This window comes from Cellulosimicrobium sp. GQ32 (assembly GCF_059758455.1).
Genome location: NZ_JCAXEP010000003.1, coordinates 88,684 through 113,451, shown reverse-complemented (window position 1 = coordinate 113,451; position 24,768 = coordinate 88,684). Strand labels below are relative to the sequence as shown.

At 74.4% G+C, this 24,768-nt stretch carries 20 protein-coding genes; 10 read left to right on the top strand and 10 right to left on the bottom strand.

Annotation, left to right across the window (positions count from 1 at the left end):
* Nucleotides 1-152: 152 nt before the first annotated feature.
* Entirely contained in the window at nucleotides 153-1,640 is a 1,488-nt protein-coding gene (locus AC6CH9_RS06655) for an extracellular catalytic domain type 1 short-chain-length polyhydroxyalkanoate depolymerase (RefSeq protein ID WP_498154211.1), read from the top strand.
* A 109-nt stretch (nucleotides 1,641-1,749) separates the two neighbouring features.
* Here the strand turns inward: AC6CH9_RS06655 and nhaA are convergent, their stop codons facing one another.
* The gene (gene nhaA / locus AC6CH9_RS06650) at nucleotides 1,750-3,069 is read right to left on the bottom strand and encodes a Na+/H+ antiporter NhaA (protein ID WP_498154210.1); all 1,320 of its coding nucleotides are present in this window, start codon (nucleotides 3,067-3,069) and stop codon (nucleotides 1,750-1,752) included.
* Between the two features lie 180 nt (nucleotides 3,070-3,249).
* Here nhaA and AC6CH9_RS06645 point away from each other — a divergent pair, with 180 nt between their 5' ends.
* Nucleotides 3,250-4,164 carry a YqeB family protein gene (locus AC6CH9_RS06645; RefSeq protein WP_498154209.1) on the top strand — a complete coding sequence of 305 codons (915 nt, stop codon included), beginning with the start codon at nucleotides 3,250-3,252 and terminating at the stop codon, nucleotides 4,162-4,164.
* An 840-nt stretch (nucleotides 4,165-5,004) separates the two neighbouring features.
* Here AC6CH9_RS06645 and AC6CH9_RS06640 read toward each other — a convergent pair.
* Together AC6CH9_RS06640 and AC6CH9_RS06635 are read right to left on the bottom strand one after the other, a co-directional pair.
* Nucleotides 5,005-5,589, bottom strand: coding sequence for a DUF1697 domain-containing protein (locus AC6CH9_RS06640; RefSeq protein WP_498154208.1), 585 nt, complete (start codon nucleotides 5,587-5,589; stop codon nucleotides 5,005-5,007).
* Nucleotides 5,556-7,028 (bottom strand): amidase, encoded by a 1,473-nt coding sequence (locus AC6CH9_RS06635; protein ID WP_498154207.1) that lies wholly within the window; start codon nucleotides 7,026-7,028, stop codon nucleotides 5,556-5,558. The genes AC6CH9_RS06640 and AC6CH9_RS06635 overlap by 34 nt, the downstream gene beginning before the upstream one ends.
* A gap of 171 nt (nucleotides 7,029-7,199) precedes the next feature.
* Between AC6CH9_RS06635 and AC6CH9_RS06630 the strand changes: the two genes are divergently transcribed.
* The 3 genes from AC6CH9_RS06630 (at nucleotide 7,200) to phoH2 (ending at nucleotide 11,181) form a co-directional block, all read left to right on the top strand.
* Nucleotides 7,200-7,820 carry a PadR family transcriptional regulator gene (locus tag AC6CH9_RS06630; protein ID WP_498154206.1) on the top strand — a complete coding sequence of 207 codons (621 nt, stop codon included), beginning with the start codon at nucleotides 7,200-7,202 and terminating at the stop codon, nucleotides 7,818-7,820.
* Nucleotides 7,821-7,954: 134 nt separating this feature from the next.
* Entirely contained in the window at nucleotides 7,955-9,463 is a 1,509-nt protein-coding gene (locus tag AC6CH9_RS06625) for a DHA2 family efflux MFS transporter permease subunit (protein ID WP_498154430.1), read from the top strand.
* Nucleotides 9,464-9,843: 380 nt separating this feature from the next.
* Nucleotides 9,844-11,181, top strand: coding sequence for an RNA 5'-3' helicase PhoH2 (phoH2, locus tag AC6CH9_RS06620; RefSeq protein WP_047232762.1), 1,338 nt, complete (start codon nucleotides 9,844-9,846; stop codon nucleotides 11,179-11,181).
* 58 nt (nucleotides 11,182-11,239) lie between these two features.
* On the opposite strand, the gene AC6CH9_RS06615 is transcribed toward phoH2, so the two are convergent.
* Nucleotides 11,240-12,673 (bottom strand): FUSC family protein, encoded by a 1,434-nt coding sequence (locus tag AC6CH9_RS06615; RefSeq protein WP_498154205.1) that lies wholly within the window; start codon nucleotides 12,671-12,673, stop codon nucleotides 11,240-11,242.
* Nucleotides 12,674-12,748: 75 nt separating this feature from the next.
* Here AC6CH9_RS06615 and AC6CH9_RS06610 point away from each other — a divergent pair, with 75 nt between their 5' ends.
* On the top strand, nucleotides 12,749-13,237 hold the full coding sequence (locus tag AC6CH9_RS06610; RefSeq protein ID WP_064315107.1) for a MarR family winged helix-turn-helix transcriptional regulator: 489 nt from the start codon (nucleotides 12,749-12,751) through the stop codon (nucleotides 13,235-13,237).
* 85 nt (nucleotides 13,238-13,322) lie between these two features.
* Here the strand turns inward: AC6CH9_RS06610 and AC6CH9_RS06605 are convergent, their stop codons facing one another.
* Both AC6CH9_RS06605 and AC6CH9_RS06600 read right to left on the bottom strand, forming a co-directional pair.
* Entirely contained in the window at nucleotides 13,323-14,768 is a 1,446-nt protein-coding gene (locus AC6CH9_RS06605) for a class II fumarate hydratase (protein ID WP_498154204.1), read from the bottom strand.
* A gap of 98 nt (nucleotides 14,769-14,866) precedes the next feature.
* Nucleotides 14,867-15,544, bottom strand: coding sequence for a carbonic anhydrase (locus AC6CH9_RS06600; protein ID WP_389280101.1), 678 nt, complete (start codon nucleotides 15,542-15,544; stop codon nucleotides 14,867-14,869).
* Between the two features lie 128 nt (nucleotides 15,545-15,672).
* Here AC6CH9_RS06600 and AC6CH9_RS06595 point away from each other — a divergent pair, with 128 nt between their 5' ends.
* From AC6CH9_RS06595 to AC6CH9_RS06580, 4 genes are all read left to right on the top strand, one after another.
* Entirely contained in the window at nucleotides 15,673-16,965 is a 1,293-nt protein-coding gene (locus tag AC6CH9_RS06595; RefSeq protein WP_498154203.1) for a sugar ABC transporter substrate-binding protein, read from the top strand.
* Nucleotides 16,962-18,020 (top strand): carbohydrate ABC transporter permease, encoded by a 1,059-nt coding sequence (locus tag AC6CH9_RS06590; RefSeq protein WP_498154202.1) that lies wholly within the window; start codon nucleotides 16,962-16,964, stop codon nucleotides 18,018-18,020. Before AC6CH9_RS06595 ends, AC6CH9_RS06590 begins: the two co-directional genes overlap by 4 nt.
* Entirely contained in the window at nucleotides 18,020-18,871 is an 852-nt protein-coding gene (locus AC6CH9_RS06585; protein WP_498154201.1) for a carbohydrate ABC transporter permease, read from the top strand. The genes AC6CH9_RS06590 and AC6CH9_RS06585 overlap by 1 nt, the downstream gene beginning before the upstream one ends.
* A 118-nt stretch (nucleotides 18,872-18,989) precedes the next feature.
* Nucleotides 18,990-20,243, top strand: a complete 1,254-nt coding sequence (locus tag AC6CH9_RS06580) for an ABC transporter ATP-binding protein (RefSeq protein ID WP_498154200.1) — start codon at nucleotides 18,990-18,992, stop codon at nucleotides 20,241-20,243.
* Between the two features lie 78 nt (nucleotides 20,244-20,321).
* Here the strand turns inward: AC6CH9_RS06580 and AC6CH9_RS06575 are convergent, their stop codons facing one another.
* The 4 genes from AC6CH9_RS06575 to AC6CH9_RS06560 all read right to left on the bottom strand — a co-directional run bounded on the left by AC6CH9_RS06575 (nucleotide 20,322) and on the right by AC6CH9_RS06560 (nucleotide 24,516).
* Nucleotides 20,322-21,287 carry a carbohydrate kinase family protein gene (locus AC6CH9_RS06575; RefSeq protein ID WP_498154199.1) on the bottom strand — a complete coding sequence of 322 codons (966 nt, stop codon included), beginning with the start codon at nucleotides 21,285-21,287 and terminating at the stop codon, nucleotides 20,322-20,324.
* Nucleotides 21,284-21,580 carry an exodeoxyribonuclease VII small subunit gene (locus AC6CH9_RS06570; RefSeq protein WP_498154198.1) on the bottom strand — a complete coding sequence of 99 codons (297 nt, stop codon included), beginning with the start codon at nucleotides 21,578-21,580 and terminating at the stop codon, nucleotides 21,284-21,286. The genes AC6CH9_RS06575 and AC6CH9_RS06570 overlap by 4 nt, the downstream gene beginning before the upstream one ends.
* Before the next feature lie 61 nt (nucleotides 21,581-21,641).
* Nucleotides 21,642-22,985, bottom strand: coding sequence for an exodeoxyribonuclease VII large subunit (xseA, locus tag AC6CH9_RS06565; RefSeq protein WP_498154197.1), 1,344 nt, complete (start codon nucleotides 22,983-22,985; stop codon nucleotides 21,642-21,644).
* Nucleotides 22,986-23,067: 82 nt separating this feature from the next.
* Nucleotides 23,068-24,516, bottom strand: coding sequence for a polysaccharide deacetylase family protein (locus AC6CH9_RS06560; protein ID WP_498154196.1), 1,449 nt, complete (start codon nucleotides 24,514-24,516; stop codon nucleotides 23,068-23,070).
* Nucleotides 24,517-24,768: the final 252 nt, after the last annotated feature.

Below are 24,768 nucleotides of genomic sequence, written 5' to 3'. Positions count from 1 at the left end.
CGGTCACGATCCGGCCACGAGGTGCACAAGCGGATGTTGACAGGTGATTCAGGTCACACGTAACGTCCGGTGCGCCCGGGTCCGGCGCGCGACGGTGCGCGCCGCGGCGCGTCCCGCGCCGCTGGCGACCCGACCTCGACGTGGAGGTTCAGATGGTCACGCACTCCCTCAGGCGGCGCGCCCGCCGGTCCGCGGCCGCGCTCGCCCTCGGCACGGCGCTCGCCGTCGTGCTCGCGCCGCTCGTCACGGCCCCCGCGTCCGCGACCGGCTCCTGGTCCCAGCGCTCCGCGGGCGGCATGTCGGTCGAGCTGTACCGGCCGACGACCGAGCCGGCCCTCCCCGGCGGTCGGGCGCTCATGGTCTCGCTGCACGGCTGCGTCCAGACCTCGCAGGTGCTCAAGAACGCGGGCAACTGGGCCGCCACCGCCGACGACCACGGCATGGTCGTCGCGGTCCCCGCCGCGCCGAACGGCGGCGTCCTGCTCGGCTGCTGGGACTACTACGACACGAACCACAGCCGCACGAGCCCCGCGCGGCACGACGACAACCTGCTCGACCTCGTCTCGGCGCTGCTGGCCGACGCCTCGCTCGGCATCGACCCGGACCAGGTGTACATCAGCGGGCTGTCGTCCGGCGGCGGCCAGGCGATGGTCATGGGCTGCCTCGCGCCCGACGTGTTCGCCGGCGTCGGGATCGCGGCCGGTCCGACCGTCGGGACGACGTCGGGCCAGATCGGGAGCGTCGCGACGACCCTCGCCCAGGCGCGCTCGACGTGCCGGACGTTCGCGGGGACGCACGCGCCGGACTTCGGCTCGCAGGTGACGTCCGTCGTGTTCGGCAGCGCCGACACGACCGTCGCGACCGGGTACGGGACGCTCAACGCCCAGGTCATGGCGGACCTCTACGGCGCCGGGACCACGTCGTCGTTCTCGCTCGCCGGGCTCGCGGGGGCGAACACCGCGGGCTCCGGCTCGCTGTGGTCCGACGCCGACGGCCCGCGCGTCTCGCTGATCCGGAACACCGGGCTCGCCCACGCGTGGCCCGCGGGCGGCGGCCCGGGCGGGTCGTACGTCGCGACGAACAGCGTCGACTACCCGGCGTACCTCACCGACTTCCTGTTCGCGAACAACCGCCGGGTCGACCGCGGGCCGGGCACGGGACCGGACCCGGACGTCGTCGCCCCGACGGTCGCGATCACCTCGCCGGCCGCGGGCTCGACCGTGACCGGGACCGTGCGGGTCGGGGTCGCGGCGTCGGACGACCGGGCCGTGGACCGGGTCGAGCTCAGCGTCGACGGCGCCGCGCTCGCGACGCTGCGCACCGCCCCGTACGCCTACGACTGGGACACGACGGCGCTCGGTGCGGGCGCGCACGTCGTCGCGGCACGCGCGGTGGACGCCGCGGGCAACGCGACGACGGCGCAGGTCACCGTCACGGTCCAGGCGCCGAGCGGGCCGTGGTGCGGGACGGCGACGAACGCCCAGCACCAGGCCGCCGGCCGCGCGGTCTCCTACGGCGTGAACCCGTACAACCCGTACTACGCGGTGGGCTCGCTCGCCTACCTCGGCCAGGGCGACGCGACGGTCACGACGCTGCGCGAGACGGCGCCCGGCCGCTACGAGGTAGCACCGACCTGCTGAGCGGAAGCCTCCAGGTGCCGAACCCGGGGATACGGGCGAGCTGGGCCGCTACGTCGCCCACAACCCCGGGTTCGGCGGCCCGGCGACCCCTGGGTCCGAGCGGGTCGCGTCAGTGCTCGAGGCGGTCCTTCGCGTCGCCGATGTGGTCGGTGACGTCGTCCGGCAGGTCGTCGAGGTTCATGTCGTCGGTGCGCGCACGCCGGGCGTCCCAGCGCAGCGCGACCGCGGCGAGGGCGGCGGCGATCGTCGACGCGGCGAGGACGGCGATCTTCGCCGCGTCGGTGTGGGTCGAGTCGGGGAACGACAGCTCCGCGATGAGGAGCGACACGGTGAACCCGATCCCGCCCAGCAGGCCGACCGGCAGCAGGTCGCGCACCCCGATGCCGGGCGCCAGGCGCAACGGGGTGAACCGCGTGACGAGCGCCGTCACCCCGAGCACGCCCACGAGCTTGCCCAGCACCAGGCCGAGGACGATCGCGAGCACGACCGGTTGACCGAGGACGTCACCCCCGCCCCCGACGAACGTCACGCCCGCGGCGAAGAACGCGAACACGGGCAGGGCGATCCCCTGGGAGAAGGGGCGCAGGGCGTGCTCGAACCGGTGCGTGCGCGACTCGGCCTCGCCGTGCATCGCGAGCGCCGGGACGGTGAAGCCGAGCAGGACGCCCGCGATCGTCGCGTGCACGCCGGACTCGTGCACCAGCACCCACGCGACCACCGCGACGGGCACCAGCAGCCACCAGCGCGTGCGCCGGGCCCGCACGAGCGCGGCGAACAGCGCGACCGCGACGAGCGCGAGGCCGAGGAACCCGATGCGCAGGTCCTCGGTGTAGAAGACCGCGATGACGATGATCGCGAGCAGGTCGTCCACGACCGCGAGCGTCAGCAGGAACGTGCGGATCGCGGTGGGCAGCCCGCGCCCGAAGACGGCGAGCACACCGAGCGCGAACGCGATGTCCGTGGCCGTCGGGATCGCCCATCCGTGCAGCGCGCCGTCGTCGCCCGCGAGCAGCACGACCGCCGTGAAGATCACCGCCGGCACGGCCATCCCGCCGACCGCCGCGAGCATCGGCACGCCCGCCTGACGCGGGCTCCGGAGGCTGCCCGCCACGAACTCCTGCTTGAGCTCGACGCCCACGACGAAGAAGAAGATCGCGAGCAGCCCGTCGGCGGCCCAGGTCTCGAGGCTCAGGTCGAGGTGCAGGGGCAGCGGGCCGATCGAGGCGGGCCCGACGACCGTCTCCGAGAGGGTCGTGTACGCGTCCCGCCACGGCGAGTTCGCCCACAGCAGCGCGAGCAGCGCCGCGCCGATGAGCAGCGCCCCGCCGGTGGTCTCCCTGCTCACCCAGCGGCGCAGCCGCGCACGGGGCGACGGCTGGTCGGTCGGCGGGGTGGGGTGGGTGCCGGAGGGCGGGGTGGCGTGGGTCATCGTGCTCCCGGGGTCGCTGTCGAGTCGCACGGCCCGCGGACGCGAGACCGTGGCCGACCAGACTTCCCGGCACACCGCCCTCGATTCTACGGGGCCGTACCCCGCGCGGCCGACGTGCCCGGCTCGCGATCATCCTCCCGGGCGACGCCGCGCGCGGCCAGCGCACGTGAGGATCCATGGGTGCCCGACGCCGTCCCTCGCCCCACGCCCGACCTCACGCCGACAGGGCTCACCGGCTCCGCCCCGGCCCCGGCGCCGTCCCCGGAGGCGTCGACGTCGCCGGAGGCGTCCACCGTCGTCGGGCCGACGGCGCTCGACCGCTGGCTCCTGTGGGGCGGGTCGCCGGTCGTGGGGGCGGTTCTCGCGTTCGGGGTGCTGCACCTCGCGGGCTGGATGGCGGGTCTGCCCTGGGCCCCGTTCCAGGGCCTCGCACGCGCGATCGACGAGCTCCTCGGCGAGCGCGGCGCGCTCGGTATCGGGATCTGCCTCGCCGTCGGGACGCTCGCCGGGCTGGCGTTCGCCGCGCACGCGGTGCGGGACATCGCGCTCGTGACCGTCGACCCCGAGCGCACGACCGTGACCCTGCGCGACGAGCGCACCGAGCTGGACCGGGGCGACGTCACCGCCGTGCTCGTCGACCGCAAGGACCTCGTCGTGCTCGGCCGTCGTGCGGCGGCGACCGCCGACCGGCCGGCGTCGCCCGCGTCACCCGCGGCGCGCGCGTCGACCCCGGCCGCCAGCACCGCGGAGGGTGATCCTGACGACGCCCCGGTCGTCGAGCTCCTGCACGTGCGCACGGAGCTCGCGACCGACCGTCTCGCGAGTGCGTTCCGATCGCACGGCTGGCCGTGGCACGACGACGACCCCTGGGCGGAGGAGTTCCGACGCTGGGTCCCCGGCGACCTCTCGCTGCCGCCGAGCGCCGACGCCGTGCTGCGCGCCCGCGCCGCCATGCTCCGGTCCGACAAGACGTCCGACGCCGCGGACCTGCGGCGCGAGCTCGCCCGCCTCGACGTCGTCGTGCGCGACGTCGACAAGGTCCAGCACTGGCGCCCGGCCACCCCGCCCAGGTTGAACCATGGTCTGCCGAGGTAGAGCCCTGGTCGCGCGAGGTAGAGCCCTGGTCGCGCGAGGTAGAGCCCTGGTCGCGCGAGGTAGAGCCCTGGTCGCGCGAGGTAGAGCCGTGGTTCTTGTGCCCGACGGCGCGTGGTTGCGTGGGGTGGTCGGGGTGGGTGGTGGTGCCGCGTCTACCATCCGCCGCTCGTTCCTCGCGGCTCCCGCCAGGCCCGCCACGACGCGGCACCACCACCCACCCCGCCCTACGTCGTCTCGCCCTGGTCGTCGCTCACCCCGGGCGACCACCCGCCGTGTCGGTCTCGCGAGCCCGGGTCCCGTCGCCGCATCCGGTCTCGGCGCGACACTTCCCGCATCGCCGCATCGCCGCATCGCCGCATCGCCGCATCGCCGCATCGCCGCATCGCCGCACTGCCGCGCCGCCGCGTCGTAGGTCGCGCCACGGCCGCGACCGTCCCGGTCGTCGCGACGTCGCACGAGTCGTCGCGAGGTCGCGCCGCGCAGGTGGTCGGCGCTGGGCCAGGGCGGCTGACGAGCCGTGGTCGCCTGTTCGGCGGGCAAGGACCGGCTGGCCGGCTCGCCGCCGAGCCATGGTGAGACGACGGCCGAGCGGTGGGGGTGGGCTCGGATGCGAAGGGGCGTGAGAGCGGCGCTCCTCGAACCCACGGCCGAAGGGCCGGGACGACGGCGCCGCAGCCCCGAGCACCGAGACCACCGGCGCCGCGGACCCGACCCCGCGAGCTTGAAGCCCGACCGCGCCCACCTCGCCGGACCACGGCTCTACTTCGTCGGACCACGGCTCTACTTCGGCGGACCATGGCTCTACCTCGCGTGACCACGGGTGTAGCTCGGCGGGTCCGGTCAGGCGGGGGTGTCCTCGGCCAGGGTGAGGAGGCGGGTCATGGTGTTCCAGTTGCGGCCTGTCACCGGGGTGCCGGCGGCCTTCGAGAGGACCGCGGTCGTGAGCTTCGAGCGGCCGATGCCGTCAGGGTAGGCGACGTAGAGGACGCCGTTGGCGACGGCCGCGCGCTCGGTCCCGCCGCGGTCGTCGAGCGCGGCGGCGCCGTCCGGGTCGACCGGGGTCTCGCCCACGAGGACGAGGAGCGCGGCGGGCCGCTCCTGCGCGTCGTCGGGGAGGGGGTTGCCGCGCACGATCTTGCGCAGGCGCTCTGTGGTGAGCACGGCGACGGCGGCGTCGACGCCGAAGCGTTCGGCGACGGCGTCGTGCAGGAGACGGGCGACGTCGTCGGGCCCGGACGCGCCGGACGTGCCGGGCGCGAGGACGAGGTTGCCGCTGTTGACGACCGTGCGGGCGTGCGCGAACCCGAGCTCGCCCGCGAGCTCGCGCAGCGCGGTGGACGGAACCTTGCGCCCGCCCACGTTCACGGCGAACAGCAGGGCGACGTAGGCGGTCACGACGACGCCCCCGGTCGTCGGTGGGACCACGGCGCGGCCTCCTCGAGGCGAGCGGCGAGGTCGAGGAGGAGCGCGTCGCCGCCGTGGTCGGCGCCGAGCATGACGCCGACCGGGACGGTGGTGGAGGTCCCGTCGGGGTCGGTCACGCGCACCTCGCCGAGCGGGAGCGAGATCGCGGGGCGGCCCGTGAGGTTCCAGACGCTCGTCCACGGCGTGAACGCGGTCTGGGCCGCGAAGTCGGCGGCCGGGTCGTCGTCGGCCCGTTGGCTCCCGACGAGCGCGGGGGGCTGGGCGAGCGTGGGGGAGAGCACGACGTCGACCCCGCCCCAGGCGGCGGCGACCTCCCGCGTGAGCTGCTGCACGCCGGCGAGGGCCGTGGCGTACGCGAGCCCGCTCACGCCGCGCCCACGCTCGCGCAGCCACCGGGTGAGCGGCACGAGCAGGTGCTCGCGGTCCGGGGGCACCGGGGCCTGGAGCGCGCCGACCGACCACAGCGCGGCGAACGCGTCCCAGCGCTCGGCGCCGAAGGGTGGGGGCAGCTCGACGACGTCGTGCCCGAGCCCGGCGAGGAGCGACGCGGTCGCTCGGGCGGCGTCGACGCACGCCGGGTGCACGGGAGCGTCGGCGGCGATCACGGGGTCGAGCAGGAGCCCGACCCGGAGCCGCCGCCCGCCCGGCGCGGCCGCGAGGCGTGCCGTGAAGGTCTCACCCGGCCACGGCCGGGCGAGCACGTCGAGGAACGCCGCGGCGTCGCGCACCGACCGGGTGAGGACGCCGTGCGTGGCGAGCCCTGCGCCGTCGACCCCGTACGGCCCCGGGCTCACGAGCCCGCGCGACGGCTTGAGCCCGACGAGCCCGCAGGCGCTCGCCGGGATGCGCAGCGACCCACCCCCGTCGCTCCCGTGCGCGACGGGGACGACGCGCGCGGCGACGGCCGCCGCCGCGCCTCCGCTCGACCCGCCCGCGGACCGCGCGAGGTCCCAGGGTGTCCGGGCCGTGGGCCCGACGTCGGGCTCGGTGTAGCAGGGGAGCCCGAGCTCGGGGGTGGTCGTCTTGCCGACCATGACCGTGCCCGCGGCGCGCAGGAGCGTCACGACGCCGTCGTCGTAGGGGGCCGGGACCGGGTCGATCGCTGCTGATCCTGCACGGATCGGCACGCCCTCGACCATCGTGAGGTCCTTGACCGGGCAGGGGACGCCGAGGAACGGGGGGAGCCCGTCCGGACGACCGGGCGGGGCCCCCTCGACCGCGCTCCCCGCGCGCCGCGCCGCGACGAGCGCCGACTCGGCGGCGAGCGCCTGCGTGCGCGCGAGGTCGGCGGCGAGGACGGCGAACGCGCCGACGTCTGCGCCGACGCCCCCGGCGGCGTCGAGAGTGGCGTCGAGCACCTCGGTGGGGGAGGTGCCGCCGGTGCGGAGCGCGCGGGCGAGGGCGGTCGCGTCGAGGTCGAGCAGCTCGGTGACGCTCATGGCTCGTGAACCTACGCGGCGGGCCACGACCGCGCGAACCGTCCGGGGTCGACTCCGCGCCCGGTCGAGGCGTATATTCCAAGCGGAATATTCCACACGGACCTCCCCGTCCGGGCCGCTCGCCCGCACCGTCCGTCGCTCCCGTCCGTGAAACCGTCCCCGGAGACGACCGTGCCCGCACCGCGCCTCAGCCCCACGGCGACCCTCGTGCTCGCCGTGCTGCTCGACCAGCCCATGCACCCGTACGAGATGCTCGTGCGTCTGCGCAAGCGGCGCGACGACCGTCTCGTCCGGCTCAACCCGGGCGCCGTGTACCACGCGGTCGACCGGCTCGAGCGCGACGGCCTGGTCGAGCGCGCGGGCGTCGACCGCGACGGCAACCGGCCCGAGCGCACGGTCTACGCCATCACGGACGCGGGGGTCGCCGCGCACCACGACCGCACGCGCGAGCTCGTGCGGGAGTCGCCGCCCGAGTACCCGGCCTTCCCCGTCGGGCTCGCGCTCCTGCACGACCTCCCGCGCGACGACGCCCTCGCCCTCCTGCGGGAGCGTCGCGCCGCGCTCGCCGCCGCGATCGATGGGGTGCCCGAGCACCTCGACGGCGTCGTGGCGCGCGGGCTGCCTCGCCGCATCCTGCTCGACGCGTCCTTCCAGCTCCACCAGACGGCGGCCGAGATCGCGTGGCTCGACGCGACGATCGCCGACGTCGAGTCGGGCGCGCTGAGCTGGACCGAGGAGCCCGCGGACGCCTTCCGCTTCCCCCGCACTGCCTCACCTCAGGAGACCTCGTGACCACTCCCACCCCGGGCAGCAGCCCGAGCACGGCCCCGGCGCCCGCCGACGCCGGCTCGCGCGTCGTGCCCCTCGTCGACCTCCACGGCCGCAGCGCCTGGAGCATCCTGCCGCCGCTGATCCTCGGTTTCTTCATGATCATGGTCGACACGACGATCGTGAACATCGCCGTCCCTACGCTCCAGACCGAGCTCGACGCGTCGCTCGTCGCGGTGGGCTGGGTGAACAGCGCCTACCTGCTCTCCTACGCGGTGCTGCTCCTGCTCGCCGGGCGCCTCGGCGACCGGTACGGCCCCAAGCCGGTGTTCGTCGTCGGTCTCGCGGTCTTCACGCTGGCGTCGGCCTGGTGCGGGCTCTCGGGCTCCATCGAGATGCTCATCGCCGCGCGCGTGGTCCAGGGGGTCGGCGCGGCGCTCATGACGCCGCAGACCATGGCGATGATCACGCGCGTCTTCCCGCCCCGGCAGCGCGGCGCGGCGATGGGCCTGTGGGGCGCCACCGCCGGGGTCGCGACGATCGCCGGACCGCTGCTCGGCGGCGTGTTCGTCGAGTCGTGGGGCTGGGAGTGGATCTTCTTCGTCAACGTGCCGGTCGGCGTCGTGGCGCTGTGGTTCGCGCTCGTCCGGCTGCCGCGCCTCGCGACGAACAAGCGCTCGTTCGACGTGCTCGGCGTCGTGCTCTCGGTCGTCGGCCTGTTCGCCGTCGTCTTCGGCCTCCAGGAGGGGGAGACGTACGACTGGGGCACCATCACCGGACCGATCACTGTCTGGGGCGTCATCGGTGCGGGGCTGCTCGTGCTCGTGGGCTTCGTCCTGTGGCAGCGCCGCCTCGGCGACGGCGCGCTCCTGCCCCTCCGACTCTTCCGCTCCCGCAACTTCTCGCTCGCGAACGTCGCCGGCATGTCGGTCTCGTTCGCGATGATCGGGATCTTCTTCCCCCTGACGATCTTCCTCCAGTCGATCCTCGGCCTGTCGCCGCTGCACGCCGCCCTCGTCAACCTGCCGGGGTCCCTCGTGTCGGGGATCGTGGCGCCGCTCGCGGGACGCCTGTCCGACCGGGTCCCGGCCAAGTGGGTCGTCGCGACGGGCTTCGGCGTCCTCGCGGTCGCGATCGGCTGGCTCGCCGCGGTCGTGGGCCCCGGGGTGTCGGTCGTGACGATCGTGCTGCCCATGACGCTGTTCGGCATCGGCACCGGGTGCGTGTTCTCGCCGCTCGCCAACCTCGCGACGTCGGGCCTCGACCACCGCACGGCGGGAGCCGGGGCGGGCGCGTTCAACACCACGCGCCAGGTCGGCGGCGTCATCGGCTCCGCGGCGATCGTCGCGACGCTCACCGCGCGTCTGGCCGTCACGCTCCCCGCCGCCGCGCAGGATGCGGCGGCCTCGATCCCCGAGCAGTTCCGCCGGCAGTTCGTCGACGGGTTCGCGAACGCGGGCTCCCTCCAGGGCGGTGCGGGCGGGTCGTTCGACCTCCCGCCGGGGGTGCCCGACGACGTCGCGCGCCAGGTGACCGACGCCGCCACCGCCGCGTTCCACCAGGGGTTCGCGACCGCCGTCGGACAGACGCTCGCGGTCACGGCCGCCGTGCTCGTCCTCGGGTTCGCGTGCGCGGTCGCGATGGCGCCGAAGCACGTCGAGCACTGAACCCCCCAGAGCGGCCTGTGCGGCACGACATCGACCCTCCGAGGGTCGATCTCGGGCGCCCGGGTCGATCCCGTGGAGCACTCGTCCGGGCCGCGGCGTGAACGGAGGGTTAAACCTCGCCCCGGAGGTGTGTCGGGGGTGGTGAGCGGAATCACACGGGCGTAGTTTCGAGGGGATGGACGGCACCACTGCCGTCCTCCGGGAGGCCAGCCGATGGGGTTCACGCTCCGCCCAGGAGGGCCGGCACCGGCGCTGCTGAGCCGTGGCACCCACGGCCCGACGGCCGGTCGCCCGCCTCGCCCAGAGAGAGAACGGCGCCCGCGCGCCGGAGGGGAGCCCTCGTGGTCCATTCCTCACCCACCCCCGGTACCTCACCCACCTTGCAGGACGATGCGAGCGACGACGCGCGCCGTACGTTCGTCGTCGACACCTCCGTCCTGCTGAGCGACCCCCGCGCGATCGGGCGGTTCGCCGAGCACGACGTCGTCCTCCCGGTCGTCGTCATCACCGAGCTGGAGGCCAAGCGCCACCACGCCGAGCTCGGGTACTTCGCCCGCAGCGCGCTGCGCATGCTCGACGACCTGCGCGTCAAGCACGGTCGGCTCGACGCCCCGATCCCCGTCGGCGACGTCGGCGGCACCCTGCGCGTCGAGCTCAACCACACCGACCCGGACGTCCTGCCCGCCGGCTTCCGGCTGGGCGACAACGACACGCGCATCCTGTCCGTCGCCGCGAACCTCGCGGCGGAGGGGCACGACGTGACGGTCGTGTCCAAGGACCTGCCGATGCGGGTCAAGGCGTCGGCGGTCGGGCTGCGCGCGGAGGAGTACCGCCACGAGCTCGCCGTCGACTCGGGCTGGACGGGCATGGGCGAGATCTCCTTCACCGACGCGGAGGCCGCGGCGCTCTGGGAGCACGAGTCCGTCGAGCTGACGAGCCTCGACCCGGAGGTCGTCGAGGCCGCCGGGCCGCTGCACTGCCACACGGGCCTCGTCGTGCACTCGCCGCGCGGCTCGGCCCTCGGCCGGGTCACCGCGGACAAGCACGTCCAGCTCGTGCGCGGCGACCGCGAGCTCTTCGGGCTGCACGGTCGCTCGGCAGAGCAGCGCGTCGCGATCGACCTGCTCCTCGACGAGTCCGTCGGCATCGTGTCGCTCGGCGGCCGGGCAGGGACGGGCAAGTCGGCGCTCGCGCTGTGCGCGGGGCTCGAGGCGGTGATGGAACGCCGCCAGCACCGCAAGGTCATGGTGTTCCGCCCGCTCTACGCGGTGGGCGGCCAGGAGCTCGGGTACCTCCCCGGTTCCGAGGCCGAGAAGATGAACCCGTGGGCGCAGGCGGTCTACGACACGCTCGGCGCGCTCGTCTCGCCGCAGGTGCTGGACGAGGTGATCGACCGCGAGATGCTCGAGGTGCTGCCGCTCACGCACATCCGCGGGCGCTCGCTGCACGACGCGTTCGTCATCGTCGACGAGGCCCAGTCGCTCGAGCGCAACGTGCTGCTCACGGTCCTCTCCCGCATCGGGCAGTCGTCGCGCGTCGTCCTCACGCACGACGTCGCGCAGCGCGACAACCTGCGGGTCGGGCGGCACGACGGCGTCGCCGCGGTGATCGAGGCGCTCAAGGGCCACCCGCTGTTCGCGCACGTCACCCTCACACGCTCCGAGCGCTCGCCCGTCGCGGCGCTCGTCACGGAGATGCTGGAGTCGATCGAGGTCTGACCCGCCGCGAGGTAGAGGCCTGGCGATGACCAGGCCTCTACCTCGCGGTACCCGGCCTCTACCTCGGCGGGCCGGGGACCTTCCTCGTGCGGGGGCGGGAGCGTGGGTGGACGAGGACCACGGCGAGGACGCCGACGACGGCACCCAGGACCGTGTCGAGCGCGCGGTCGAGCGCGAGCGCGGCGGGGGCGGCCGGGTGCGCGAGCGAGGTCATGAGGAGCGCCATGGGCGTGATGGTGAGCATCGCGAGCCCGTAGTGGCGTCCCACGATCGTCTCGGTCACGGTCTGGAGCACCACGACGACCGCGGCCGTCCCCCAGAAACCGAGCGGCGCCGCGAGCAGCGGCCACGCGAGCAGCGCGCCCGCGACGGTGCCGGCCCCGCGCTGGACGGCCCGCACGACGGCGTGGCGCGTCGACTCGCCCTGGAGGACCGCAGTCGAGCCCATGGTCGCCCAGGCCGCGTGCCCGAGGCCGGCGACGGCGGCGACCCCGCCGGCGACGAGCCCGGCGACCCCGACGCGCGCCGTCGCGAGCCGCCACGGGCCACGGGCGCGGGACCGCGCCTGGGCGGTGAGCGAGGCACGGACGGGCGCCGTGGCGTCCTCGCGCGGCACGCCCAGGCCGTCGAGCGCCCGCTCGATCTCGTCGAGCTCGCGGGAGAGCGCGGGGACGGCGCCTCGGGGCAGACGCCACGACGCGTCGTCGGCGAGCACCTCGCGCGCCCGGGCGACTGCGGCGCGCGCGGCGTGCGTGCCGCGTGCGCTCGACGCGGGGTGCCCGGTGGGAGGTCGTGCGTCCGTGGCACGGGTGGGACCCACCTCGCGCCCGACCGAGGAGGCGGCCGCCGCCTCGCGAGCGACCACCTCGACGGCGTCGGCGGCGCGCCGGACGGCGAGGCGTGCGGGCGCCGTCGGCCGCACGAGCGCACCGGCCATGCAGACGAGCCACGCGAGGAGCGCGCCGGACGCGCCGGCGAGCACGCGGGGACCGAGGTCCACGAGCGTGGGGGAGCCGGCGAGTCCGGCTCCGGCGGCGAAGACGACGATCGTCGCGCCCGGCGGGCCGGTCCGGGCGAGGAAGCAGAAAGCGGTCGCGCCCGCGGCGAGCGCCGCGACCGCCGACGTCGTGGCGAGCGCGGGCGCGCCGACGACCGCGAGGAGGGTGAACGCCGCGATCGTGGCGGTCATGAGCGCGCCGACCGTGGCGAGGAGGCTGGCGCGGCGGCGGTAGGGGTCGTACCGGCCGTAGAGCGACGTGAGCGCGCCGAGCGACGCGAACGCCGCGAGGTCGGGTCGGCCGAGCAGGCCTGGGAGGGCGATCGCGAGGGCGACCGCCGCACCGCACCGCAGGGCGGCGGCGAGCGTCGCGTCGGCCGGGCTCGCACGCAGCGCGGCCCGCAGGTGGGCGGGGTCGAGGACGTCCTGGGCCGCGGTGCGCACCGGCGCGAGCGCGGCACGCGCGGGGGCGGGGAGGGGAGTGAGGAGAGGCATGTCCTCTCCAGGCTACCGGTGCTTCAATGATGTTTTACCAGTGAACTACTGTGATGCCCGCCCTATCCTGGGACCGTGGACTACGTGGACCGCGTGCGTGCGGAGTGGGCCGAGCAGCGACCGGACCTCGACACCTCGACCTCCGCCGTCGGGGCGCGGCTGCGCCGCGCTGCCGGTCTCCTCGAAGGCGCGCTCGAACGCTCTGCGGCACGCCACGACGTCTCGCGTGCGGAGTTCGACGTGCTCGCCGCCCTGCGACGCGCCGGGAGACCGCTGCGCGCGGGCGAGGTCACGACGATGACCGGCGCCCCCGGTGCGTCGATCACCAAGCGTCTCGACCGGCTCGAGCGCGCCGGGCTCGTCGAGCGGACCGTCGCCGAGCGGGACCGCCGCGGCGTTCTCGTCGCCCTCACGCAGGACGGCGTCGCGCTCGTCGACGAGGTGTTCCCGCAGCAGCTCGACCGGGAGCGCGCGGCGCTCGCGGACCTCGACGACGCCGAGCGCGCCGAGCTCGCGCGACTGCTGGGCGTCGTCCTGCGCCGCCTCGACCCGGTCGACTACTGACCGTCCGCGGCCGCAGACGCCGAGAGCCGGGCGGGATGCGTGCGCACCCCGCCCGGCCCTCGGGCGCGACGTTCGGTCCGGCGGATCAGGCCTGGGGCGGGCGCGTCATCGACAGCACGTCGAGCGCCTCGTCGAGCTGCGCCTCGGTGACCTCGCCGCGCTCGACGAAGCCGAGGTCGATCACGGCCTGGCGGACGGTGAGGCCCTCCTTGACCGAGTGCTTCGCGACCTTCGCCGCCGCCTCGTAGCCGATCACGCGGTTGAGCGGCGTGACGATCGACGGCGAGGACTCGGCGAGCGCGAGGGCCCGCTCGACGTTGGCGGTGATGCCCGCGACGGTCTTGTCGGCGAGCACGCGCGACGCGTTCGCGAGGAGGCGGATCGACTCGAGCACGCCCTGCGCGATGACGGGGATCTGGACGTTGAGCTCGAACGAGCCCGACGCGCCGGCCCATGCCACGGTCGCGTCGTTGCCGACCACGCGCGCGGCGACCATGAGCACGGCCTCGGGCACGACGGGGTTGACCTTGCCCGGCATGATCGAGCTGCCCGGCTGCAGGTCCGGGATGAAGATCTCGCCGAGGCCCGTGTTCGGGCCCGAGCCCATCCAGCGCAGGTCGTTGCAGATCTTGGTGAGCGACACCGCGATCGTGCGCAGCGCGCCGGAGAGCTCGACCAGACCGTCGCGCGAGGACTGCGCCTCGAAGTGGTCGCGCGCCTCGGTGAGGGGCAGGCCCGTGTCCTCGACGAGCAGCGCGATGACGCGCTGGGGGAACCCGGCGGGCGTGTTGATGCCCGTGCCGACGGCGGTGCCGCCGAGCGGGACCTCCGCGGCGCGGGGGAGCGCCGACTCCAGACGCTCGATGCCGTAGCGGATCGCGGCGGCGTAGCCGCCGAACTCCTGGCCGAGCGTCACGGGCGTGGCGTCCATGAGGTGCGTGCGCCCCGACTTCACGACGGTGGCGAACTCCGCCGACTTCGCCTCGAGCGCCTCGGCGAGGTGGCCCAGCGCGGGCACGAGGTCGCGCACGACCCCGGCCGTCGCGGCGACGTGCACCGACGTGGGGAAGACGTCGTTCGAGGACTGCGACGCGTTGACGTGGTCGTTCGGGTGCACGTCGCGCCCGAGCGAGCGCGTGGCGAGCGTCGCGAGGACCTCGTTCGTGTTCATGTTCGACGACGTCCCGGACCCGGTCTGGTAGACGTCCACCGGGAAGTGCGCGTCGTGCGCGCCCGACGCGACCTCGTCGGCCGCGGCGACGATGGCGGCGGCGACGTCCTCGTCGAGCACGCCGAGCTCGGCGTTCGCCCGGGCCGCGGCCTTCTTCACGCGCGCGAGGGCCTCGATGTGGCCGCGCTCGAGCGGGGTGCCGGAGATCGGGAAGTTCTCCACGGCGCGCTGCGTCTGCGCGCGGTAGAGAGCCTGCGCGGGGACGCGCACCTCACCCATGGTGTCGTGCTCGATGCGGTACTCGGTCGTCGGTGCGGCCTCGCCGGCGGCGGCGCCGGAGGCCTCGGGAGATGCAGTCATGGGGCCATCCTGCCGCACCGCCTGCGGGCGCCCGCAACCCGCGTGACCGAGGTCACGCGGGCCGCGGGGCGGGCTGATCCCGCGCCGCCGTCGGGGCCTCAGGCGTCGGCGAGCGGTGCCTCGCCGACGTCGCCCACGACGTCGACCAGGTGGGCGCGGCCCTCGGCGAAGTCGTACTCGACGCCGACGATCGCGCAGCGCCCCTCCGCGACCGCGGCCGCGAGGCCGGCGGAGTACGAGTGGAGCATGTCGACCGTGTTGCGCACGTGCTCACGGCGCAGCACGGCGGGGTCGAGGTTCTCCAGCGAGCCGTTCCCGGCGCCCGTGATCTTCGCGATCGACGGGATGACCCGGTCGACGACGGCCCGGACGAAACCGTCCGCCTGGGCGCCCGTCGTGAGCGTCTCCACCGCGGCGCCCACGGCGCCGCACGAGTCGTGCCCGAGGACCACGACGAGCGGCGCGGACAGGATCTCCACGCCGTACTCGATCGACCCGAGCACGGTCGTGTCGACGACGTGCCCCGCGGTGCGCACGACGAACATGTCGCCGAGGCCCTGGTCGAAGATGATCTCCGCCGCGACGCGCGAGTCGGAGCACCCGAACAGCACGGTGTGGGGGTGCTGTGCTGCGGAGGTCTCACGCCGTCGGTCCGCACCCTGCGACGGGTGGAGCGGGGCGTCGGCGACGAAGCGGTCGTTGCCGGCTCGCAGCGTCGCCCACGCCTCGGCGGGGGTGAGCGAGCGGACCGGCTGTGCGGGGGCGGGAGAGGTCATGGCTCCCATCATCGCGCAGGTCGGGGCGTGCCCGACGTGCCCGTTCGCATGGCGGGCCGGGCCGGGGAGCGGTATCCATGAGGGGTGACACCCCGGAGACGGGGAAGCCGCGACCGAGGGGAGCTGACGTGCGTCGACGCACCCGAGCGCTCGCCGTCCTGGTCGCCGTGGGGCTCGTGGCGCCGCTCGCCGCGTGCGGCCCGGGCGACGACGGGACGCCGGTGCTCACGTGGTACATCAACCCGGACAACGGCGGCCAGGCCGACATCGCCGCCTCCTGCACGGAGGCCGCCGGGGGTGCGTACCGGATCCAGACCGAGCTCCTGCCGCGCGACGCCGCGTCGCAGCGCGAGCAGCTCGCCCGCCGCCTCGCGGCGAAGGACTCGTCGATCGACATCATGAGCCTCGACCCGGTGTTCATCGCCGAGTTCGCGGAGGCCGACTTCCTCGCCCCGGTGCCCAGCGACGTCGCCGACGCGACCACGCAGGACGTCGTGCAGGGCGCGATCGACGCGTCGACGTGGAAGGACGAGCTGGTCGCCATCCCGTTCTGGGCCAACACCCAGCTCCTCTGGTACCGCAAGTCGGTCGCCGAGGCCGCAGGGCTCGACATGTCGCAACCCGTCACGTGGGACCAGATCATGAAGGCCGCGCAGGACCAGGACAAGCTCCTCGCGGTCCAGGGCGCCAAGGCCGAGTCGTTGACGGTGTGGATCAACGCGCTCGTCGAGGGCGCGGGCGGGCACATCCTCGAGAACCCGGAGGCGCCGGCGGACGAGGTGAAGCTCGGCCTCGACACCGACGCGGGCAAGGCCGCCGCGACCATCATCGGCGAGATCGGCACGTCCGGCGTCGGCGGCCCGGGGCTCCCGAGCGAGGACGAGCCGGCATCCCTGACGAAGTTCCAGGGCGACCGCGGGTCGTTCATGGTCAACTGGCCGTTCGTCTGGTCCTCCACCCAGGGCGCGGTCGACGCGGGGTCGCTCGACCAGTCCTTGCTCGACGACATCGGCTGGGCCCTCTACCCGCAGACCGCCGAAGGCGAGGACGCCCGCCCGCCCTACGGCGGCATCTCGCTCGGCATCGGCGCGTTCGGCAAGCACACCGACCTCGCGTACGAGGCGGCGCAGTGCATCGTCAGCCCGGAGAACCAGGCCGAGTACTTCGTCACCAACGGGAACCCCGCCGCGAGCATCGAGGCCTACGACGACCCCGACGTCCAGAAGGCGTTCCCCATGTACGACGTCATCCGCGACTCGCTCGACCAGGCCGCCCCGCGCCCGCAGACGCCGTTCTACAACGAGGTCTCCACGGGCCTCCAGCAGACGTGGTACCCGCCGGCGTCCGTCGACCCCGACACGACGCCGCAGGAGTCCACCGAGTTCATCACCGCCGTCCTGCGAGGGGAGCGACTCCTGTGAACGCCGGACCTCCTGTCGAGCCCGCACCCCGCGGCCGGCACGCCTCCACGCCCTCGACCACCACCGAGGACGCGCCGACCCGCCGCGAGGACGGGTCCCGTCGTGAGTCCCGGGCGGACTCCCGCGGCGCGCCCGATGCCGCCGCGAAGGCCGCGCGCAGCGACCGCGCCCGCGCCGAGGCGCGCCTCGGGTGGTACCTCGCCGGACCGGCGTTCGTCGTCATGCTCGCCGTGACGCTGTACCCGATCCTCCAGGCGGTCTACGACTCGCTCTTCAACTACAAGCTCACCGCCCCGGACGACCGCGCGTTCGTCGGTCTGAACAACTACGTCGTGATCCTCACGGACTCGGTGTGGTGGCGCGACCTCGGCGTCACGCTCTTCATCACGGTCGTCACCGTGCTCATCGAGCTCGTCCTCGGGTTCGCGCTCGCGCTCGTCATGCACCGCGCGATCAAGCGCCTCCGCGGGCTCCTGCGCACCGCGATCCTCGTGCCGTACGGCATCATCACCGTCGTCTCGGCGTTCGCGTGGTTCTACGCGTTCGACATCACGTCCGGGTACGTCAACCACTGGTTCGACTGGGTGCCTGGCATCGGACCGGACCTCAACTGGTTCGCGCAGCAGGGCACGAGCCTGTTCGTCATCATCGCGTCCGAGGTGTGGAAGACGACGCCGTTCATCTCCCTCCTGCTGCTCGCCGGATTGGCGCAGGTGCCGGGCGACCTCGAGGAGGCTGCCAAGGTCGACGGCGCGACCGCCTGGCAGCGGTTCACGCGAGTCATCGTGCCGAACATGAAGGCCGCGATCATGGTCGCCGTGCTGTTCCGCGCGCTCGACGCCTTCCGCATCTTCGACAACGTCTTCATCATGACGAACGGTGCGAACGGCACCGAGGTGCTGTCCCTGCTCGCCTACCGGACCTCGATCGGTCAGCTCCAGATCGGCATGGGCTCGGCCATCTCGGTACTGCTGTTCCTGTGCGTCGTGCTCATCTGCTTCATCGCGATCAAGCTCTTCAAGGTGGATCTCGCCGGCGCGAGGGGGGAGAAGTGATGGGCAGCGTCCTCAGCACCCGAGCCAAGATCTGGTGGGCCGTCATCACGGTCGTCGTCCTCGTCGGGGCGCTGTTCCCCGTGCTGTCGATCTTCATGACGAGCTTCAAGGGCCCCAGCGACATCAATTCCGGGACGTTCCTGCCGCCGCAGTGGAGCACCGCGAACTACGAGCAGATCCTCGCGAGCGGCGGGTCCGCCCAGGAGCTGTTCCTCTCCGCGCTGCGCAACTCCATCGGCATCTCGCTCATCGCGACCGTCATCGCCGTCGTGCTCGCGACGCTGTGCGCGTACGCGATCGCGCGCCTGAACTTCCCGGGCAAGCGCCTCATCCTCACGACGGCGCTCGGCGTCTCGATCTTCCCGGTCGTCTCGATCGTCACGCCGCTGTTCAACCTGTGGCGCAACATCGGCCTGTACGACACGTGGCTCGGCCTCATCATCCCGTACCTGTCGCTCACGCTCCCGATCTCCATCTGGACGCTCGCGGCGTTCTTCCGGCAGATCCCGTGGGAGCTGGAGCAGGCGGCCCAGGTCGACGGCGCGACCCCCTGGCAGGCGTTCCGCAAGGCCATCGTCCCGCTCGCCGCGCCCGGCGTCTTCACGACGGCGCTCATCGCGTTCTTCATCGCGTGGAACGACTTCGTCTACGGCATCTCGCTCACGTCGACGAGCGCGGCCCGTCCGGTCCCGGCGGCGCTCGCGTTCTTCACCGGCGCGTCGTACTTCGAGGAGCCGACCGGCGCGATCTCCGCGGCGGCCGTCGTCGTGACGATCCCGGTCGTCGTGCTCGTCGTGCTGTTCCAGCGCCAGATCGTCTCGGGTCTGACCCAGGGGGCGGTGAAGGGATGAGCACCACCGATCGCCGCTCGGCCGCCCGGCAGCCGACCCCGCAACCCGCCGCGGCACCGCCGCTTCCCGCCCGCGTCGTCGGGCACCGTGCCGCACGCCGAACCCGAGGAGAGAGCTGATGGCGTCGATCACCCTCAAGGACATCGTCAAGCGCTACGGCGACGGGTTCCTCGCGGTGGACCGCGTGAACCTCGACATCGCCGACGGCGAGTTCGTCATCCTCGTCGGGCCGTCCGGCTCGGGGAAGTCGACGGTCCTGCGCATGATCGTCGGGCTCGAGGACATCACGTCCGGCGAGCTCGACATCGACGGAACGCGCGTCAACGAGAAGGCGCCGCGCGAGCGCGACCTCGCGATGGTGTTCCAGAACTACGCGCTCTACCCCCACCTCACGGTGGCCGAGAACATCGCGTTCCCGCTGCGCCTCGCCAAGGGCAAGCACAGCGAGGAGGAGATCCGCGAGAAGGTCGAGCGCGCGGCCGACATGCTCGACCTGCGCGAGCACCTCGACCGCAAGCCCGCGAACCTCTCCGGCGGCCAGCGCCAGCGCGTCGCGATGGGACGCGCGATCGTGCGCGACGCGAAGGCGTTCCTCTTCGACGAGCCGCTGTCGAACCTCGACGCGAAGCTGCGCGGGCAGACCCGCACCGAGATCGCGCGGCTCCAGCGGCGCCTCGGCACGACGACCGTCTACGTCACGCACGACCAGACCGAGGCCATGACGCTCGGCGACCGCGTCGCCGTGCTCCGGCGCGGCGTGCTCCAGCAGGTCGCGAGCCCGCGCGGGCTCTACGAGCAGCCGGTCAACCTGTTCGTCGCGGGGTTCATCGGCACGCCGCCCATGAACTTCCTGCCGGGCGAGGTGTCGGGCGGGCGGATCACGCTGCCGTTCGGCGAGTTCGACATGCCGGAGAACGTCGCGTCGGTCGTGGGGGACCGCGGACTGGTCATCGTGGGGCTGCGTCCCGAGCACTTCGAGGACGCGCGGCTCGTCGACCCGTCCAAGAAGGACCGGGGCCACACCTTCGAGGTCCAGATCGACGTCACCGAGTGGCTCGGGGCGGAGCTCTACGCCTACGTGCCGTTCGACATGCACGAGTCCGTGAAGGGCCAGCTCGAGGAGCTGGACCGCGAGCTCGACGGCGAGGGCCTGCGCAGCCAGTTCGTCGTCGCCCTCGACTCCGCGTCGCGCGTGCGCGACGGCGACACCACGGAGCTCTGGTTCGACCCGACGAAGATGATGATCTTCGACCCCGAGACGAGCGAGAACCTCACGCGCGACGACGCCGAGGCCGACCGCATCGAGGAGGAGAACGCCGAGGACCGCCGGCGTTCGCTGGAGCGCGCGCAGAAGCAGGAAGCCCAGGTCTGAGGGCGCCCGGCGGCGGGCGCCGCCCGGGCGGCTCGCCCGGGCGGCGCCTGTGTGTCCCCGATGCGCGCCGGCCGCCGATCAGGCGGACGCGAGCTCGGCTCGGCGGGGCGGGTTCGCGCCGGCGCGCGAGACGGTGACGGCGGCGACGGCGGCGCAGCGTTCGAGGAGGGCGGTCAGCGTGGCGGGGTCGATCGCGTGCAGGGCGTCGCGCCGGTCCGCGCCGAGGAGGCCCGCGTCCCAGAGCCCGTCCAGGAGCGCGCCCATGAAGGAGTCGCCCGCCCCGACGGTGTCCACGACGTCCACGCGGGGGGCGGTGACGCGCTGCTCCCCGGCGGCGGTGAGGGCGAGGGCGCCCTCGCCGCCGAACGTCACGACGACGAGCGCGGGGCCGAGCGCCAGCCACCGGTGGGCGAGGTCGACGGGGTCGGTCTCGGGGGCGAGCCAGGCGAGGTCCTCGTCGCTGACCTTGACGACGTCGGCGAGCGTGACGAGCGCCTCGATCCGGGTGCGGGCGTGGGCGGGGTCGCCCATGAGGGCGGGGCGGGCGTTGGGGTCGTAGGTGATCGTGGCGGTGGCGCGGGCGGCGGCGACCAGGGCGCGCACGTCGGACGCTCCGGGCTCCAGGACGGCGGCGATCGAGCCGGTGTGCACGGCGAGAGTGCGGGCGTCCGGGGCGGTGCTGGCGGGGACGCGCCACTCCAGGTCGAAGTCGTAGGTCGCGGCGCCGTGGGCGTCGAGGTGGGCGGTGGCGACGCTCGTCCGGTCGGCGTCGGTGCTGCCGGGGGCGAGGGTCACGGCGGAGTCGTGGAGCCAGGCCCGGATCGCGTCGCCGTGCGCGTCGGTCCCGAGCCAGGTGGCCAGGCGTGCGTCGCGGCCGAGCCGCCCGAGGGTGAGGGCGACGTTGGCCAGGCTCCCGCCGGGGTGCTCGTCGACGCTGCCGTCGGCGCGGTGCACGACGTCGATCAACGCCTCTCCGACGACGAGCACGTGCTCGCCCTGCGCAGGGGCGCCGTCGGTCGCGGGGGCGGCGGGGGAGGTGGTCATCGGTCGTCTCCGGTGGTGTCGTCGGGGGTCTCGTCGGGCTCGTCGTCCGTGCGTCCCTCCGGGGCGCGTGCCGCGTCGAGCCGGGCACGCGCGCCGTCGAGCCACTCCTGGCAGCGCGCGGCCAGCGCCTCGCCGCGCTCCCAGAGCGCGAGCGACGCCTCGAGCGGCTCGCCGCCGGCCTCGAGCCGCGCGACGACCTGCACGAGCTCGTCGCGCGCCTGCTCGTAGGAGAGCGTCGCGACGTCGGGCGTGACAGCGTTGTCAAAGAAAGTCACGGCAGTATTCAACCCCATCTGTGCGTCGTGGTCGGACCGGGCGTCCGGGAGCCGGACACCTCGGGGTGCGGGACGCGCCTCACGACGCGTCCCGAGAAGCGCCGGTCGCGGGCCCGTCGTCGTGCGTGGCGGTGACCGCCGCGTCGAGCGCACCGCGAGCGAGCCGCACGTGGACCACGTCTCCCGCCGCCACGTCGTCGGGGGAGCGGACCACGTGGCCGTCCGTCCGCTGCACGACGGCGTACCCCCGCTCGAGCGTCGATGCCGGCGACAGCGCGCGGACCTGGGCCTCCAACCGGCCCACCTCGCCCGAGGCGCGCACGAGCCGCGTGTCGAGGGCGCGTCGAGCGCGGTCGCGCAGCCCGGCCACGCGCTCGGCGTGGTCGGCGAGCATCGTGTGGGGCGCGGCCAGGACCGGGCGGGACCGGACGCCGTCGAGCAGGGCTTGTTCCCGCGCCACGCGCCCCGCGATCGCCGTCCGCAGGCGCTGACGGCCCTGCGCCACCCGGGCCCGTTCCTCCGCGACGTCCGGGACGACGCGCTTCGCCGCGGCCGTCGGGGTCGACGCGCGGTAGTCCGCCACGAGGTCGAGGAGCGGGCTGTCCGTCTCGTGCCCGATCGCGCTCACGAGCGGGGTCCGGCACGCCGCCGCGACCCGGACGAGGGCCTCGTTCGAGAAGGGCAGCAGGTCCTCCACCGCGCCTCCGCCGCGCGCGACGACGATCACCTCGACGTCCGGGTCGGCGTCGAGCGCCCGGATCGCGTCGCCGACCTGCTGGACGGCGTGCGCGCCCTGGACCGCGACCTCACGGATCTCGAACCGGACCCGGGGCCAGCGGGCGCGGGCGTTGACCACGACGTCGTGCTCCGCCTTGGACTCCCGGCCGCACACCAGCCCGACGACCTTCGGCAGGAACGGCAGCGCCCGCTTGCGGTCGGCGTCGAACAGCCCCTCTGCGGCGAGCACGCGCTTGAGGTGCTCGATGCGTGCGAGAAGGTCGCCGACGCCCACCGGACGGATCTCGCGCGCCTGGAGCTGGAACGTGCCGCGCCGCGTCCAGAAGACCGGCTTGGCGTGCACGACGACGTGGGCGCCCTCCGCGAGCGGCGTCCCGTCGAGCACGCGCGTGGCCGCGGCCACGGGCAGCGACATGTCCAGGTCCGTGTCGCGCAACGTGAGGAAGGCGGTCGACGTGCCCGGTCTCCGGTTGAGCTGGACGATCTGCCCCTCGACCCACACGGGTGCCATCCGCTCCACGTACTGCTCGATCTTGCGGGCGAGGAGCCGCACGGGCCACGGGTGCTCCGCGCTCGTCTCGAGCGCGCGCGCCGGCAGCGGGCCGCGGTCCCCGGGCCGAGGAGACCGCAAGGACGGCGTGCCCGGCCGCGGGACGTCGTCGGGCTGGGGGAGCGAGGTGGTCACGGGACCAGCCTGCCGCACCCCACCCACGCCCACCCGGCGCGCCCACCGCTCGGAGCGGGCGTCGCCGTCGCCGGGCGACCGCTCACGGCGCGAGCAGGTCGACCGTCACGAGCGTGTACCCCTCGGCGCGCAGGTCGTCGATGATGCCGGGCACGGCGTCGACCGTCGTGGTGTGGATGTCGTGCATGAGGACGACGCTGCCCGGCCTGGCGCCCTCGACGGCCCGTCGTCGGGTCTCCGCGGCGTCCTTGGTCTTCCAGTCGAGGGTGTCGAGGTTCCACAGGATCACCTGGAGCCCCGTGCGCGTCGCCACCGACCGGACGCGCTCATCGACGTCGCCGTACGGAGGCCGGAGGAACGTGGGCGTCTCGCCGGACGCCTTCGTGATCGCCTCCTGCGTGCGCTCGAGCTCGGCGCGCACCTCGTCGTCGTCGAGCGTGGTGAGCTGCGGGTGGTCCCACGTGTGGTTCGCGAGCAGGTGGCCCGCGGCGGCGGTGTCCCGCACCACGTCAGGGCGCTTCTCGACGTTGGTCCCGACGAGGAAGAACGTCGCGGTGACGTGCTTCTGCGCGAGCGTCTTCAGCAGGCGCTCGGTGTCCGCGCCCGGCCCGTCGTCGAAGGTCAGCGCGACGCACCGGTCGACCGTGCAGTCCACGCCCTGCGCGCGCCCCAGCTCGCGGCGCTGTTGCAGCGTCAGCGCCAGCCGGTCGCTCCACACCGCCTCGGTGGCGTCGAGCACGGCGTCCCGCTGCGCCACGGTCTCGGCGACGGGGGCACCGCCCGCGCCGGCCTCCAGCGTGCTGCCCGCGGCCGCGAGCGCGGCGTCGAGCGACGTGCGGTGCGCCTCGTCGGAGACGAGCCCCGCCGACTCGGTGAGCACCGGGCGGCCCTCCTCGACGGCGTCCTCGAGCCCGTCGTACACCCACTGCTGCCACGCCGACGCGACGTCCTGCGTCGCCCCGACGACCGCCGCCGTCGCGTCGTCGAGCGCCTCGGGCGACGGCGTGGATTCCGTGACGACCTCGAACCGGCGCTCCGGCAGGGTGCGGGGGAAGAAAGGGTTCGGGCGCGTGAGCGCGTCGACCGTGCGGTCCTCGACCGGGTACTCGACGGGCGCGCCGACGAGCGTCGCGGCCTCCGGCAGCGCCGCCGCCAGCGGGTCGCGCACGGCGGGGTCCTCGACCTGGCCCTCGCTCTGCGCCAGCACGGCGCCACCGACCACCCCCGCCACGGCGAGCGTCGCGAGGCGGGGCAGGTAGGCCGCCTCCGCCTGGGCGCGGGCGGTCACGGCGTCGCGCTCGGCCTGCGCGACGTCGGCGTGGTACCGCTCGACGGACCCGACCCACCGGTCGTGCTCCAGCGACGCCGCGAGGACGAGCGCCCCCGCCACCACGACCGCGACGGCGGGCACGAGCCACGGCCACACGCGGCGCCGTCGCGTCGGCTCGGCGGGATCTGCGGGTCCCCCGGACGCGCGGTGGTCGGACGCGTCAGGGGTCTGGGGGTCGGTCGGGTCGAGGTCGTCGGCCATCACTCGATCCTCCGGGGCGGTCGGAGGTCCGGCGACCCGGAGCGCCGTCCCACCCGGGTGAGATCCGTCTCCCGTCCCGGTGTCCGTGCCCCTCGTGCGGGCGAGTCGCGGAGGGACGGTGGAGCAGCGGCGTCGGTGCTGTGACGAGCGCGGGAGGAGCGCGGGCGCGGCCGGCGGTGACACGCCTCACCGGGGTCGGTGCGCGAGCGCTCGCCTAGACTCGGTGGCGTGAGCGACCTCCCCGCCGGCTCG